This window comes from Prevotella communis, assembly GCF_022024175.1.
GTDB lineage: Bacteria > Bacteroidota > Bacteroidia > Bacteroidales > Bacteroidaceae > Prevotella > Prevotella communis.
Genome location: NZ_CP091794.1, coordinates 1,222,030 through 1,238,041 on the forward strand (window position 1 = coordinate 1,222,030; position 16,012 = coordinate 1,238,041).

Genomic DNA, 16,012 nt, shown 5'->3' on the forward strand with positions numbered 1-16,012 from the left:
CATAAATCTCTAGCAAAGCTACAAAACTTAAACCGTATTGCATCCATCTGCAAGAAATATTTCATGAAAATGGACAATCTCTATAATCGGATGCAAAGGTAAGAGAGGTGAGTGTCTTCTTCCCCCTGTCGATTATGTCCTAGAGTTAATCCTTATATTCTCTTGACGAATCAATCAGTTCTGCCCAATGATTCGATATGATGATTTTTTTATAAATATTTTTCCCGTTCTACTTCAATAGAGCGGGATCTTTTTGTATCAGCACAAAAATGTCATCGTTGATGAGAAAATGTCACCATTTACAAGCAAATATGTCACCATTCACGAGCAAAAATGTCCAAGGAGCGAGCCAAAGGTCAGTAGGGGAGGATGAAAAAAACGCGGTTATTTGGAGATTTCGGAAAATCTTATTATTTTTGCAGTCATGAAACATTCTCAGATATTTCGCCAGTACATCTGGATTATCAATACACTTAGGGGCTGCGGTGGACTTACGTTCGATGAATTGAATCAGAAATGGAAGGCCGAAGACGTGAGCCGCGGTAAACCCCTGCAACGCTCGTCGTTCAATCGTCATCGCGATGCCATTCTTGAGATGTTTGGCATTATCATTGACTGCGACCTCCGTACCTATAAGTATTATATAGGCAATCAGGAGGCACTGGAGGACGACAGCCTGGAACGTTGGATTTATTCAACGCTTACCGTGCATGGCGCATTGTCTGAGGGTGCTTCCGTGAAAGAGCGCCTGGTGCTAGAGAATGCACCCGCTGGCGAGCGCTATCTTGATCTGATGATTCATGCCATCCGCTGTAATCACCGCCTGCGCATAGGCTATCAGAAATTTCAGGCCGAGGGTTACGAGAAAACCGTATGTCCCTATGCCCTGAAACTGTTTCGTCAGCGATGGTACCTGCTGGCCCGAAACGACGAAGACCAGATGCGTATCTATGCGCTGGACCGCATCACATCGCTCTGTCTTACTGAGGAGACGTTTGAAATGCCTGCAGATTTCTCTGCGCAGAAGTATTTCTCGGAATATTTTGGTGTGCTGACCAATGACACGCCTCTGGCCCATGTGGTGCTGCGTGCCCATAAGTGGATGCCCGACTATTTGCGCACGTTGCCCCTGCATCACTCGCAGCGCGAACTGCAGTCGACGCCCGACTATACCGATTTCTCGTATGATATCCGTCCCACTTCCGATTTCCTGGGCGAACTCATGCGTCATAGTGTTGGCATTGAGGTGCTTGAACCCGTGGAACTGCGTGAGAAAATGAAGAAAATGTTGGTTGATACACTCGAGAGATATTCATAAATGGCAGGTATCTATATTCATATCCCGTTTTGTAAGAGTCGCTGCGTGTATTGCGACTTCTATTCCACCACGTCGCTGGCATTGGGTCAACGATATGTGGATGCATTATGTCGGGAAATGGAGGATAGATGTAAGATGGAAGATGGAAGAGGTGAGATGGTTGAGACGGTATATCTGGGTGGCGGCACGCCCTCACAGCTGACCGGCACGCTGCTGCATCGGTTGTTCGACCATCTGTATCAGACGTTTGACATTTCGCCAGATGCCGAGGTGACGATAGAGTGTAACCCAGATGACGTGACGGAGGCGTTTGCCGAAATGCTAAAGACGCTGCCTGTAAACCGTGTGTCAATGGGGGCTCAGACCTTCCAGCCAGAGCGCCTGCGTTTCCTGCATCGTCGCCATACGGCCGAACAGGTGAAGGAGGCTGTAGGACGTTTGCGTCAGGCTGGTATCCGGAATATCAGCGTGGACCTGATGTACGGGTTTCCCAACGAGACGATGGCGGAGTGGGAGCGTGATATCCAGCAGGCCATAGCGCTGGACGTAGAACATCTCTCGGCCTATGCGCTGCAATATGAGGAGGGTACACCCCTATATAAAATGTTGGAACGGGGTGAGGTAAGCGAGATTGACGAGGAACTGGAACGACAGATGTATTTCCTGCTGATGGACGCATTGGCTGAGGCTGGTTTTGAACATTACGAAATCAGCAACTGGGGGAAGCCTGGGCATCACTCACGCCATAATAGCAGTTACTGGAATCAGACACCCTATATCGGTTTGGGGGCTGCCGCTCATTCCTTCGACGGACGGAACCGCCAATGGAACGTGGCCGATATCCGTCAGTATATGGAGGGCATGGAAAAGGGTGAGCCTTGTGTGGAACACGAAGAACTCACCCCTGATAATCATTATAATGAGATAGTGATGACGGCCTTGCGCACATCAGAAGGACTCAACCTTGCGAAACTGTCGTCTGCCGATGCCGACTACTGTCTGCGACTGGCGCAGCGATTTATCCTTGACGGTCTGTTAGTCCATGAGCAACAGCATCTGCGTCTCACCCGTAACGGACTCTTTGTCAGCGACATGATTATGGCAGAACTGATGAAAGCCTGATTTTTCACTTTTCACTATTCACTTTTACCTTAATCGCTGCCTCTACTTCTTTTCGCCATGTCTTCAGCCACTGGAACCACTCCTTGGCAGAATGAAAACCGAAGGTCTCATTAGCAGAGCAATATACTACTTTATATGCCAGGTGACGATTGTCTGTTTTCACCACGTAGGCATAGTTGTCTTTATTGGCTGGCTCCTCGCTGACAATATGTTGACGGGGTATCAGGATGCCCAGTCCTACGGTCTCACGGCTCCACTTTACGGTGTCAGTAGAGGGGTAGTCGGTACCCCAGCAGGCACGCAGTCCCTTCTTGTCGGAGAACTCCTCAGACCCCTTCACATTGATGATGCCGGTAGAAAACTCTGCACCTTTCATGTCGCGGTTGAAGAACACATCCACATCGGTATCACGATGACCTGCATACTGCGTATAGCGGATGGTCATGTTGATGGTTGATGGCTGATGGCTGATGGCTGATGGATATTGCCAGCCTTGGTCGATGATTTCCACGATGGTGCGCAGCGGACCATAGGAGACGACGCGCTGGGTACGGTTCTTCACGGGGTCAATCATCGTGGGTTCCTTACCGTTCCATCCGCGGAAAGCACCCAGTCCGAAGGTGTTGCCTACCCATAGCACATCATCGCCATAACCGGCTTTCTTCTGATCGGCCGATGTATAGAACTGTGTAGCCTCTAGCTCCAGGCGTTTCTGGAACTTGCCGTAGAGGTCGAGCGTCTGACGCTTGTCGAAATAGATGCGGATACCGTTGAGCTCGCTCTCGAAGTCCACACCGTGATGATGCAGCAGGTTGTAGGAATTGGCACAGTCGCCACGCACGGTGAGACTCGACACGAAATTGTTGTGCTTGTTTTTCTCCTTCACCTTGTCATTACGCATCAGCATCTCGGCATATACGCGGGCAGGGTAGGTGCGTGGCTCGCCCTCCTTGAAAAGGGTCACGGTATAGGTCTTCTGTTCCTTGCCCTTGAGGTCGGAGAGAAAACAGAGTTCGTCAAACTGCTCGTCCAGATTGATATCATCCAACTGACAGGGAATCTCCTGACCGCCACAGGTCACCAGGGCGGAGCGCACCTCGCCATAATCCTGAAGCGAGAGGACTACGGGCTGGTCGGTCCTGTCTGTGGACAAGGGGTTTTTTACACTGATGTTCAACGTCTGTTGGGCGCTCATGGCCATGGGCATACAGAGCGCAAATGCGAGAAAAAGATACTTCATGATGTCTTAGTTTTTGTACAAAAGTAACAGAAAAGCATGGAATGTGAATTCTAATTAAAAAAAATTAGGTTAAAATTTGGATTATTCAAGAAATTTTAGTAATTTTGCACTCGAATTTAACAAAATCTAAAATCTCCATACGTTGAAGAAGCTCTTTTTTCTGCTCCTGTTGACCATGATGGCATGCATAGGTTGCCAATGGAAATTCCAGTCTCCTGAAGATACAGAGAAGACTGGCGATATTGTCGTGGAGCGCTTCGACCGTATGGAATACCTCTACCTCACATCAGGCGATTTCGCCGCCCTGCAGCAGATGAAGACGCTCTATCCCACGGAGACGGGCACGCTGATTGAGGATGTGCTGAAGTTGGGTAGGGTAGATGACCCCGATATCAACACGCGTTTCCTGATTTTCTTCCAGGACAGCACCTTGCAGGCCCTGATGCAGGGTGTCAATGAGCAGTATGCCGACATTGACGACCTGAATAAGGATCTGACGAAGAGTTTCACCCGGCTGACGAAGAATATTCCGGGATTGGAGGTGCCACGCATCTATACCCAGATAGGTTCGCTGGACCAGAGTGTCATCGTAGGCGACTCGATGGTGGGCATCTCGCTCGACAAGTACCTGGGTGCCAATTATCCTATCTATCAGAAATACGGCTATACGGAGCAGCAGCGTGCCATGATGACGCGAAAATACATTGTGCCCGACTGTCTTGCGTTCTATCTCCTGCGCCATTATCCGACGCCTGAAGAGGCAGCCGATTCCGCAGAGCTGCGCCATGAGCATATGGCAAGGATTCAGTATGTGGTGAACCAGGTGATGCAGCAGCGCATCTTCAGCAACGAGCGTATCCGGGAGGTGGAGAAATACATGCTGCAGCATAAAGAGGTGGGCTATGATGAGTTGTTGAGTGCTAAAAATCATCAATAGTCGCTATTATTTAATCGTAATTCTTATGTTTTTCGCAGATTTTTCGTATTTTTGCTTCAAAATTTAGCAAAGATATGAAAAAACTAATTATAGGTGCAATGATGTTAGCTGCTGTTGCGCAGATGTCGGCTGCAGGAAAACTGGATTTAAAGGAGATTACAAAAGGAACTTTTCGTGAAGCAACGATAGCTGCTGTCACCCCGATGTCTGATGGTGAGACGTATGCCCAGATATCGGCTGATGGCAAGCAGATTGTGCAGTATTCCTTCAAGACTGGCAAGCAGGTGGCTGTACTCTTTGATGTGGAAAAGGCCCGTGGAGCCAAGCTCAAGAAGATTGACGACTATGTGATGAGTCCTACGGGTAAGCGACTGCTGATCCAGACAGAGACGAAAAGCATCTATCGCCGTTCGTTCACGGCCGTTTACTATATCTATCATGTGGCCAATAATAAACTGGAACCGCTGAGCGATGGCGGTCCGCAGCAGACGCCTGTGTGGAGTCCTGACGGCGAACAGGTGGCTTTCGTGCGTGACAACAATATCCATCTGGTGAAGTTGCTCTACAATAATGCCGAGAGTCAGGTGACCAAGGATGGTAAGTTCAATGAGGTGATCAACGGTATTCCCGACTGGGTCAACGAGGAGGAGTTCTCGTTCAACTCGTCGATGGTGTTCACGGCCGACTCCAGGCAAATCGTATGGATTCGCTATGATGAGAGTCAGGTGAAGGAGTTCTCTATGCCGATGTTCCATCTGGATGCCGAGGACAAGGGTGCCTACGCCTATACCTACAAGTATCCGAAGGCTGGCGATGACAACTCGAAGGTCAGTTTGATGAGCTATGATATCAAGAGCCATCAGACGCGCCAGATGCAGTTGCCCCTCGATGCCGACGGCTATATCCCCCGTATCGTCACCACCAGCGATCCCGCAAAGGTGCTGGCTTTCACGCTGAACCGTCATCAGGACTGTCTGCGTGTGTATGCCGTGAATCCGCTGAGCACCACGTGCAAGTTGATTGTAGAGGACAAGGTGGACAAATATATCAACGAGAATGTGTTTGCCAATCTTGTGGTGACCGACAAGCACCTGGTGCTGACCAGCGAGCGCGACGGCTATAATCATATCTATCTGTACAACCTGAACGGTCAGCTGATGCGCAGCGTCGCACAACCCTCAAACCTCGTTGTTACGGAGGTATATGGATATAATGACATGACGGGCGACCTGTATTTCGCAGGCTATAACGGTGGTCCTACCGACCAGAAGGTCTTCGTGTCGCATAAGGACGGCAAGGTGGACTGCCTGACCAATAGGGAGGGTTGCAGTTCGGCCATCTTCTCGTCTGACTTCAGGAATTTCCTCAGCGTATGGAGCGACATGAATCATCCCACGGTCTATACGCTCTGTAATAACCAGGGAAAGACGCAGACCACGCTGGTGGACAACAAGGAACTGGCTGAAAAATACGCCTCTTACGATATGGGAACGAAGGAACTCTTTAGTTTCCAGACCGGCGAGGGCGTCCAGCTCATGGGCTACATGGTGAAACCAAAAGATTTTGATCCGAATAAGAAGTACCCCGTGGTGATGTATCAGTATGGCGGTCCTGGTTCACAGCAGGTGCTGAATGCCTGGAACATCGGTATGGGCCGACAGGGTGCCATCCTGGAGCAGTACCTCTGTCAGCAGGGCTATATCTGCGTGTGCGTGGATAACCGGGGCACAGGCGGACGTGGGGCTGAGTTTGAGAAATGTACCTACCTGCGTCTGGGTGAACTGGAGGCTCGCGACCAGGTGGAAGCTGCCTTGTGGCTGGGAAAACAGTCGTATGTGGATAAGGACCGCATCGGTATCTGGGGCTGGTCGTACGGCGGATGGAACACGCTGATGTCTATGTCGGAGGGCCGTCCTGTCTTCCGTTGTGGCGTGGCTATTGCACCGCCTACCTGCTGGCGTTTCTACGACACGGTCTATACGGAGCGTTTCATGCGCACGCCCAAGGAGAATGCATCTGGCTATGACGAGGTTTGTCCGATTGCCCGTGCAGAGAAACTGCATGGTGCCCTGCTGCTGGTTCACGGACTGGCCGACGACAACGTGCATTATCAGAACTCGGCAGTCTATATGGATGCCCTTGTCCAGGCCGACAAGGATTTCCGTCAGTTGGTCTATACGAACAAGAACCACAGCATCTATGGCGGCAACACGCGTAACCACTTGTTCCGCCAGTGCATCAACTTCATGAACGAGAACCTGAAATAAAAAAAGAAGATATGAAAAGACTAACCTTACTATTGATCGGTCTGGCCGTATGCTTCACGGCCGATGCAAAGGTCAGGCGCAAGCCCGTCAGGCCATTGCCAACGATTGAGATTATCACGAAGGTGAACGATTACTGGCAATCGCACCATAACCCGAAAACGCGCTCCTTCTGGGATGAGGCGGCTTATCACACGGGTAATATGGAGGCATACAAGCTGTTGGGCAATGCCCGTTGGCTGGCCTATAGTGATGCGTGGGCCCGTTATAATTTCTGGCAGGGTGCACGCGAGACGGACCCGAAGAAATGGAAGTATGCCAACTATGGTGAGGGACAGGACTATGTGCTCTTCGGTGACTGGCAGATTTGTTTCCAGACATACCTGGATATCTACGAGATGCAGCCCGATGACTACAAGATTGCACGTGCGCTGGAGGTGATGGACTATGAGGTTCGTCAGCCGCAGGCCGACTTCTGGTGGTGGGCTGATGCACTCTATATGGCCATGCCTGTGTTCACGAAGTTGTATAAGGCGACGGGCGACGTGAAGTACCTGGATAAGCTCTATGATAACTTCAAGTGGGCTGATGAACTGATGTACGACAAGCAGGAGCAGCTCTATTATCGTGATGCGAAATATATCTACCCCAAGGTGAAGACGTCAACAGGCGGCAAGAGTTTCTGGGCGCGTGGCGACGGATGGGTGCTGGCCGGACTGGCAAAGGTGCTCAGCGATATGCCTGCCGACTACAAGAACCGTGCTTTCTTCCTGAAGCGTTTCCGCGAACTGGCTCAGGGTGTGGCACGCGTGCAGCGTCCTGAAGGCTACTGGAGCCGTTCGATGCTCTGCGAAGAGGATGCACCGGGTCCTGAGACATCGGGCACCGCCTTCTTTACCTATGGCTTGTTGTGGGGTGTGAACAATGGTTTGCTGGATGAGGATACGTATGAGCCGGTTATCGGCAAGGCCTGGAATTACCTGGCGCTCACGGCTCTGCAGCCTGATGGCAGCGTGGGCTATGTGCAGCCTATTGGTGAGAAGCCCGATCCCACGAAGACGGTCAATGCCCGTTCGCAGGCCAACTTCGGTGTGGGTGCCTTCCTTCTGGCTGCCTGTGAACGTCTGCGTTACGAGGATGCAAAGAAGAGTCGTGTGTCGCTGACGGTGACCATCGAGAATCCGTCTGACGAGTATCGTGAGCAGGTCATTGAGGTGAGTGCCGACTCGGTATACAGGAAAATGCGTATCCATGGCGGACGCCAGTTTATTGTCTGCGACGTGGCCGGACTGGAAGTGCCTTATCAGTTGACAGCCGACGGCAAGGTGCTCATCGAGGCAGGTGTACGTCCTAAGGGCAAGCAGACATTCACCATTCGCCGTGGCACGCCAAAGGTCTATAGAACGGTTTGCTTCGGACGTATCTTCCCTGAGCGCAAGGATGACTTCGCATGGGAGAACGACCGTGGTGCCTACCGTGTCTATGGACCTGCCCTCCAGAAAACTGGCGAGAAGAGCTATGGCACGGATGTGTGGACAAAGAACACGCCCGAACTGGTGCTCGACAAGCGTTACTGGATAGAGGATGTGGTGATGATGCCCGAGGTGGAACGTCTGCGTCAGGCTAATCGTCAGCGTGGCGACTCGCTCTATCGCCTGAACTCCTATCATCATGACCACGGACGTGGTTCGGATGTCTATCAGGTGGGAGCTACGCTGGGTTGCGGTGCGCCGGCCCTGATGGTAGATGATGAGCTGGTCTATCCTTACTGCTTCAACGACTATCAGATGCTGGACATGGGTCCCCTGCGCATGCGCGTACAATTAAATTATAAGCCTACGGTACTGAATGGCGACACGGTGACAGAGCATCGCATCATCACCCTCGACAAGGGTTCTAACTTCTGTAAGATGACCGTCTGGTATGATGGCATCACGATGCCTGTGGAGTTTGCCACGGGTGTGGTCATCCATTCTGATGCCAAACGGGGCATCGTGCTGGGCAAGGACTATCTGCATTATGCCGATCCTACGGATAATGTGCCTGTCAACAACTGTCAGCTCTTCGTGGCTACGCTCTTCCCTAACGGGGTAGGCGAGACGAGGTTCTTGCCCATGAAGGATAAGCGTGGAGGCAACGAGGGACATGCCATCGGCATCGTGGACAACTACTCTGGCGAGCCCTATACTTACTACTTCGGTTCGGCATGGTCGAAATTTGATGTCCGCACGCAGGATGAATGGCAGCAGCGCATCGACTGGACCATGCGTGGCATCAGGCAGCCGCTCGTGGTGAAGATGAAATAGAATACAGATAAGCGGTAGGGGTTTATCGCCCGCTTCCCGTCTTTTTCAATGGCTTTATTGCACAGTATTATTCGAATGTGCAATAAAGCTGTTTTTTTTGTTCGATTTATTTGCAAAACAGTTCGGTTTTTCATATATTTGCAAATGAGAATCTAATGATTGACCTAACCTGACCTGTAATCTAAATATACCGCTTATGAAAACAAAGAGACTACTATACCCAACACTAATGATGCTGACGGCATTATTCACGGCCTGCGCTTATGATGATGGCTATGAGGAAATGACGCTCACCAATGATGAGGCGCGTGAAATAGTGGACCGTTGCTATTACCAGTGTGATTCCCTGGATGCCGTGGATTTGCCCTTCGACCTTGTTGCGATAGGCGATTATGCCTTCTTTGGTTCCAGCGTCACGTCTGTGGTTATCCCTTCTGAGGTAACGTTTATTGGCGTCAGTGCCTTCAATTTCTGTCCTAACCTCACATCGTTGCAGGTGGATGGACGTAACCCCGTATTTGACTCACGCAACAACTGTAACGCGATTATCCGCACCGGCGAGGACCTGCTGGTCTATGGGTGCCGGACAACCGTGATACCGCAGACTGTCCGTGCTCTCGCTGACTATGCCTTCTGTGGCTGTGAAGGACTCGGTCAGCTGGTGCTTCCCGACAATGTGGAAGCGCTGGGCGATGGTGCTTTCTATGAGTGCAGCGGACTGACGTCGGTAGTGCTTTCTGCCGGACTGCAGCAGATCAGTAACCTGGCATTCTCGGAGTGTCACGACCTAGTGTCTGTCGTTATTCCGCAAAGTGTACGTTCCATTGGCGATGGCGCGTTCCTGCATTGCGGGAACCTGGCGGAGGTCCGGGTGGAAAGTATCACCCCACCGCAATGCGGCTATGTGGCATTCTTTAATACCAATGCCACACTCTATGTACCACGGGGCACGCTCGACGCCTATGCGTCGGCTCCCGGCTGGCGGGATTTCTCTAATATTATGGAAATATAACACACAAAAAAAGAGGAAGAGCAACCCGCGCAGGTTGCTCTTCTTTATGAGGTCATGAGGGTGATGCCTTATTTCCTGAACTTGCAACTGACGCTGGTGCCACCTGCATCGATAGCACGGGCAATGTAGAGGCCTGGTGTCAGATGACTCATGTCCAGACGGGCACGTCCGCCCTTGATGCTGACTGTTGCCTGTTCCATCAGCATGCCGTTGGCATTGAAGATGTTAACTGTGGCGATGCCGTCTTCGTCGCTCTTCACCAGTACCTGCTGGTTGGCGTAGATCACGCGCAGCCCATTGGCCGAGGCGATGAGAGGTGTCTCGATACTGTTGGTTACAGTCTGTTCAACAGGAATCATGTAGGATGACTGTCTGTTGGCCTTTGCTATCGTAGCAACGTTCATGGCATACACATTGGATGAGCCGTCGGGATAGCGCCCGATGGTGGTGTTGGCATCGTGCGCGCCATAGATGAAAGTATCCGTCCAGCTCTTGTCAGCAGCAGTCAACACGAGTTGCCCGCCGTCACCGTCAATCTTGAAGGAGGCATGCAGTCCATTATCAGTAGTCTCGCGCTTGTCGCACCATATCAGCAGATGGCCCTTGGCGGGGATAATGGTCTGAGCCTTTGTGCTGCCTTTGGTAATCTGATATTTTGTGGGTTTTGAAGCGTTATCAGAGAGGTACATACCTTCTACATCGATAGGCTGTTCGGTTGTGTTGTAGAGTTCCACCCAGTCGCCTTTCTTGTAGTATTCATCCACGAAACTGTCATTAGAACCACTCACCTCGTTAATACGTACAGGATTGATGCCAGCCTGTTTCTTCTTAGCATCCGTGAGAGCTGTGAAGTGAGCCGTCAGGTTGATATTGCTTTCAGGCAGGTCTATCTCCTCCTTATTACTATAGAGTGCGCCATCCTTTCTCCATGAGTGGAATTCATAGCCGGCTGGTGCCACCGCTTTCAGTTTGGCAGGGGCGAAGAGTTTACCGTTGAATGTGCTCATAGGCACTTCGATGCCGTTGATATAGAGTTTTGCACCTTCCACGTCGCTGTTCAGTGTCACCTGTCTGGCCGTTGTTGATGAGAGGTTGAAGGCGTAATAGTTTTTCAACGCATTGATAGCGTAGCTGAGACGATTGCGGAAATTATTCTTTATCTCGCTGGCCTTACTACTTGCCGACCCTCCATTCAGACGCATGGCAGGCTGCACGCGGTCCAGCAGTTCATCGATGATGCTGTCGCAGCGTGACGACTCAAACACGCTACCCCCCATAATACAATAGGTGTCGATGAAGCGGCGACGGAAATTCTCGTTCTGCAACAGGTTCCTGAAGAGCGTTACCAGTCGGATGCGGTCGTGGATACGTCCTAATGATGCCGGGCGCAACTGGTCAAACCAATAGTCCTCCTTGTTGAAGAACACGTTAAACTGATCAGACGTATTGAAAGCGAAATCGAGGTCGAAGATGACGAAGCGGAAACGGCCGCCGTCGCGATAGCGATAAGCTTTCACGTTGTTCTGAGGATAGTCGGTGCCGCCCAGATACATCTGTGCTGCCATATAGTTGATGAACTCATCAATATCCAGTACCTTGCAGATTTCCTCGTAGGTGTCATTATTTGCTGCGTCTGGCGAAAGCACGTCAACCAGTTCGTTATAGGCATCAGGAGTGCCGCATTTCTGCACGTAGCCAGAGTCAGGCGACATTTCAAACTGGTCTATCTCGTCCTCATCCCATCCGTAGTTGGCATAGACATAGTGCTTGTTGTTGGGCTCGCGCATGTTGAGCACACCTATATAGTTACCATTGATAAACTCGTGCACGGGCTGATACCCCTGACAGTCAATGTCGATGCCAGAGCTTTCCAGTATCACTTGGATGGCAGGATCCTTGAAACGCGCATAGGTGTCGTTACCACCATTACGAATCTGTAAGGTGCGGTTGCGGATATAAGGCTTCTGTTTGAAGAAGGGGTAGGGCAGGTTCTTCTCGCCCCCCATCTCCTTATTGCCTTTCAGCTTGAAGGAATGAGGCGTGTAGGCACGGCTCCATCCGCCACACATCTCAAGATTAACATCCTGATTGAGTACCATGTTGCCATTACCATCGAGGAAAGAGAAGTTCACAGGGCGCTCCCAGTCCATGTTCCAGTTGCATTTATCATCCTGTCCGTTGCCAGGACGTCCGTTAGGTCCTTTCTCGAAGACACCAATCTCTGAGCTGTAAAGGAAATCGGGATCAGTCACAACAGCCACCACGGGCAAGTAATAGTTCCTGTCGCGCAGGATATAGGAACGTGTGGTGACGCGCGAAGGCAACAGGTCGCTGCTAAACAAGCGGAAGCGGAAATTGCAGGTGTTATCGATAGTAAACTGTCCCGATGTGCTAATCTGTCCGTTCTGCAGTGTAGGCAGCGTGCCGTCTGTAGTGTAGCGCAGCGTGCAACCGCCAGGAATGGTGACGTTGATTGTCAGGCTGCCATCAAACAGCTGGGAGGGTTGGTCAACCACAGGAGCCGCCAGTTGTTGTGTCAGCAGCGTGATGCCGTTGTTCGATGCGCCAGGCGTAGAGACTCCAGTGTAGCCCCATGCGCCCGTTTGGTCTGTGGCACGTGCATAACTGATACGTTCCAATGCAGCAGGATAGTCTTGCGAAACAATGACATTGTCGTTTTCGTCGGTAATGCAGATGGTACCACCATCAGTATTCAGCTTGAAAGGAACCTGGTCCGGACGAAGGGTGGCTGAGTCAAACCAGATGAGGCGATAGCCATTAGCAGGGACAACGCCCATCATCTGTGGCATTGTCCAGGGTCCCTCTCCGTTCATGGGGTCACTGATTTTCAGTCCATTTAGTTCCACAGGCCTGTCAGTAGGATTGAATACCTCTATCCAACCGTCAAAGTTGAATGCAGGACTGATGTATTCGTCTATATTTGCCGCCATTATCTCGTTGATAAACAGAGAACTGGCCGTGGCAGGATTTCTTGTGACGGTGATTGTCATCCTCCCTTTTGTGCCCGATCCGTCGAGGGCAGTAGCGGTGATATGAGCCGTACCAACAGCATGTGCTGTGATGAGTCCCTCCTGATTGATTGTTGCCACTTGTTCATTGTCAGATGACCATTCTACCCACGTGAAAGTAGCGTTAGTAGGTGAGACTACAGTCGTGGCTGTAGCTGTCTCACCAATAATCAGTTCCTTTTTATTGGCATCAACGATAATGCTTTCCACCTTCACCATATCGCCGTAATACTCCAGTCGGAAGTTATCGAACGTGCACCAGTTGCTGTTCAGATTACTCTCGCATTTCAAGCCTATGCGGAAATCGCCTCCGGCCTCAAACTCCAGCGTGTTCCAGTACATCTCATCATCAAAGGCAGCACGTGCCGTTGCCATGTTGTTGGGATAGAATTCATAGCCGTTGACTCCCTCCACATACCAGCAACCGTCCACGTAGTTCCTCATCTGCTGGTCGTAGATGCTCATCATCTGCTTGGCATCATCGGCACCATACAGATAAGCCGTGATGTTCTGCGTGCCATTCCTGTGGTCGGAATAGTCGCCTCCCCAGTTGGTCTGGTTGTCCTGGCAGCGGTAGAAAGCCTGTACGCTGAGGCGATATTTTCCTTGAGGACCATTCTTGACAAGTTGTGAGATATTGAAAGTGCCGTTCCAAAACTCCATGCAGTCATAAGAGGCATTCTGCGAGTTAGCATTGCTCTGCCATTCCCATCCGCTCTTGTCGTTGTTGGTAAAGTCCGGATTTTTTAGCAACAGGTAGGTCATATCAATCCAGGCCTTCCCGTCAGGACTGATAGGAGTGGCATATTCCAGCTTGAAATTGTCGAAAGCGCAGTAATTGTTCGTGCCAGCCTCCTGACATCTCACGCCAATTGTGATGCTGCCCTCGGCATCAAACTCTACGCTGTTGCCTGTATATAGCCCCTCGTCAAAGGCAGCAGCCGCACTGGTGCTGTTGTCGGGATAGTATTTTCCGTCATGTTGCTGGCGAGTGCCTGCCGTACTTGTCATTGCCTGTGAATAGACACTCATCAGCGGCGTGCTGACTTCACCTGCATAGAGGAAGGCCTTCAGCTGTTCCGTACCGTTCTTGTAGAGCGAGTAGGAGTCACCCTGTGAACGATAGAATCCCTGTACCGTCAGACGATAATGACCTTTCGGCAGACGGGGCAGCTCCTGATAGAAATCGAAGGTGCCATTCCAGAAACGCATCAAGTTTGCGCTGACAGCTTTCTGACCAGCATTACTCTCTATAGTCCATCCGTCACTATTACCCTGATTGAAATCAGTGTTTGTCAGGAATCGTTTAGAGACGTCGGTCCAGTTGTCATTGTTGGCAGAAACAATGTTTGTACTGAAAAGCAGCAGACTAATAGCTAAGATTGAAATTCGCTTTAGGTTCATTTTATTGTTCGTTGGCTTTTAGTTAGGAAACTGCGCCCACTCTCCCTATTTTCATGGGTAAGTGAGCGCAGTGATAGGGTAGAAAAATTAATATGCGAAGAGAGGATATTCCTTCATCTTCTCATTGACGCGAGCGCGAACGCTTGCGATAACTTCTTCGTTGGTAGGATCATTGAGCACTTCCTCAATCCAAGCAGCAATCTGAATCATCAGGTCTTCCTTAGCACCACGTGTGGTGATAGCGGGAGTACCCAGACGAATACCAGAAGTCTGGAAAGCGCTACGGCTATCGAAAGGCACCATATTCTTGTTCACGGTGATATCGGCAGCAACCAGGGCGTTCTCGGCCACCTTACCCGTCAGCTCAGGATACTTAGAGCGCAGGTCAACCAGCATAGAGTGGTTGTCTGTACCACCAGAAACGATAGTGAAGCCGCGCTTGATGAGCTCTTCAGCCAAAACCTTGGCATTTTTCTGTACTTGCTTAGCCCACTCCTTGAACTCGGGCTGCAGAGCCTCGCCGAAGGCTACTGCCTTGGCAGCAATCACGTGCTCCAGAGGACCACCCTGCTGTCCGGGGAATACGGCGCTGTTCAGCAGAGCAGACATCTTCTTAATCTCGCCCTTAGGTGTCTTCAGACCCCAAGGATTGTCGAAATCCTTACCCATCAGGATGATACCACCACGAGGACCGCGCAGGGTCTTGTGGGTTGTAGAGGTAACGATGTGAGCGTACTTCACGGGGTTCTCCAGCAAACCGGCAGCAATCAGACCAGCGGGATGAGCCATGTCAATCATCAGCAGAGCGCCTACTTTGTCGGCAATCTCACGCATGCGCTTGTAGTCCCACTCACGGCTGTAAGCAGAACCGCCACCAATAATCAACTTAGGTTTGTGCTCCAGTGCCAGTGCCTCCATCTCGTCGTAGTCCACTCGACCCGTCTTCTCGTTGAGGTTGTAGCCTACGGGCTTATAGAGGATACCACTTGTGTTGACCAATGAGCCATGGCTCAGGTGACCACCATGTGCCAGGTTCAGACCCATAAAGGTGTCGCCGGGCTTGAGTACTGCCAGCAGAACGGCAGCATTTGCCTGTGCGCCAGAGTGGGGCTGTACGTTAGCGTATTCTGCACCAAAGAGCTTGCAAACGCGGTCGATAGCCAGCTGCTCTACCTCGTCTACTACCTGACATCCGCCGTAGTAGCGCTTACCAGGATAACCCTCAGCATACTTGTTGGTCAGGTACGAGCCCATAGCCTCCATTACCTGGTCGCTTACAAAGTTCTCACTGGCAATCAGCTCAATGCCTTTCAACTGGCGCTGATGCTCTTTCTCGATCAACTCAAAAATGGTGTTGTCTCTTTTCATTTTTGTTTTATT

Annotated in this window: 9 protein-coding genes; 6 read left to right on the top strand and 3 right to left on the bottom strand. The window is 50.9% G+C overall.

Annotated elements, in window-relative coordinates:
- The first annotated feature begins 424 nt into the window (after positions 1 to 424).
- Together L6466_RS04855 and hemW are read left to right on the top strand one after the other, a co-directional pair.
- Positions 425 to 1,318, top strand: coding sequence for a helix-turn-helix transcriptional regulator (locus tag L6466_RS04855; protein ID WP_237801891.1), 894 nt, complete (start codon positions 425 to 427; stop codon positions 1,316 to 1,318).
- Positions 1,319 to 2,440 carry a radical SAM family heme chaperone HemW gene (gene hemW, locus L6466_RS04860; RefSeq protein ID WP_237801890.1) on the top strand — a complete coding sequence of 374 codons (1,122 nt, stop codon included), beginning with the start codon at positions 1,319 to 1,321 and terminating at the stop codon, positions 2,438 to 2,440.
- Positions 2,441 to 2,444: 4 nt separating this feature from the next.
- On the opposite strand, the gene L6466_RS04865 is transcribed toward hemW, so the two are convergent.
- Complete coding sequence (locus tag L6466_RS04865; protein WP_237801889.1) at positions 2,445 to 3,680, bottom strand: DUF4861 domain-containing protein; 1,236 nt, start codon at positions 3,678 to 3,680, stop codon at positions 2,445 to 2,447.
- A gap of 142 nt (positions 3,681 to 3,822) precedes the next feature.
- Here L6466_RS04865 and L6466_RS04870 point away from each other — a divergent pair, with 142 nt between their 5' ends.
- From L6466_RS04870 to L6466_RS04885, 4 genes are all read left to right on the top strand, one after another.
- A complete protein-coding gene (locus tag L6466_RS04870) occupies positions 3,823 to 4,617 on the top strand; it encodes a gliding motility protein GldB-related protein (RefSeq protein WP_237801888.1) in 795 nt (264 codons plus the stop codon).
- A gap of 74 nt (positions 4,618 to 4,691) precedes the next feature.
- Positions 4,692 to 6,884: a S9 family peptidase gene (locus tag L6466_RS04875; RefSeq protein ID WP_237801887.1), complete on the top strand. Its 2,193-nt coding sequence runs from the start codon at positions 4,692 to 4,694 to the stop codon at positions 6,882 to 6,884.
- Positions 6,885 to 6,895: 11 nt separating this feature from the next.
- Complete coding sequence (locus L6466_RS04880) at positions 6,896 to 9,187, top strand: BT3233 family polysaccharide utilization protein (RefSeq protein WP_237801886.1); 2,292 nt, start codon at positions 6,896 to 6,898, stop codon at positions 9,185 to 9,187.
- Between the two features lie 196 nt (positions 9,188 to 9,383).
- Positions 9,384 to 10,199 carry a leucine-rich repeat domain-containing protein gene (locus tag L6466_RS04885; RefSeq protein WP_237801885.1) on the top strand — a complete coding sequence of 272 codons (816 nt, stop codon included), beginning with the start codon at positions 9,384 to 9,386 and terminating at the stop codon, positions 10,197 to 10,199.
- A 68-nt stretch (positions 10,200 to 10,267) separates the two neighbouring features.
- On the opposite strand, the gene L6466_RS04890 is transcribed toward L6466_RS04885, so the two are convergent.
- Positions 10,268 to 14,632, bottom strand: coding sequence for a CotH kinase family protein (locus tag L6466_RS04890; protein WP_237801884.1), 4,365 nt, complete (start codon positions 14,630 to 14,632; stop codon positions 10,268 to 10,270).
- Between the two features lie 87 nt (positions 14,633 to 14,719).
- A complete protein-coding gene (gene glyA, locus L6466_RS04895; protein WP_237793147.1) occupies positions 14,720 to 16,000 on the bottom strand; it encodes a serine hydroxymethyltransferase in 1,281 nt (426 codons plus the stop codon).
- Positions 16,001 to 16,012 lie beyond the last annotated feature (12 nt).

Bases quoted from the DNA above. Each gene is read 5' to 3' on its own strand.
- L6466_RS04855 (WP_237801891.1), top strand. From the start codon at position 425: ATGAAACATTCTCAGATATTTCGCCAGTACATCTGGATTATCAATACA.
- L6466_RS04865 (WP_237801889.1), bottom strand. From the start codon at position 3,680: ATGAAGTATCTTTTTCTCGCATTTGCGCTCTGTATGCCCATGGCCATG.
- hemW (WP_237801890.1), top strand. From the start codon at position 1,319: ATGGCAGGTATCTATATTCATATCCCGTTTTGTAAGAGTCGCTGCGTG.
- L6466_RS04875 (WP_237801887.1), top strand. From the start codon at position 4,692: ATGAAAAAACTAATTATAGGTGCAATGATGTTAGCTGCTGTTGCGCAG.
- L6466_RS04880 (WP_237801886.1), top strand. From the start codon at position 6,896: ATGAAAAGACTAACCTTACTATTGATCGGTCTGGCCGTATGCTTCACG.
- L6466_RS04885 (WP_237801885.1), top strand. From the start codon at position 9,384: ATGAAAACAAAGAGACTACTATACCCAACACTAATGATGCTGACGGCA.
- glyA (WP_237793147.1), bottom strand. From the start codon at position 16,000: ATGAAAAGAGACAACACCATTTTTGAGTTGATCGAGAAAGAGCATCAG.
- L6466_RS04890 (WP_237801884.1), bottom strand. From the start codon at position 14,632: ATGAACCTAAAGCGAATTTCAATCTTAGCTATTAGTCTGCTGCTTTTC.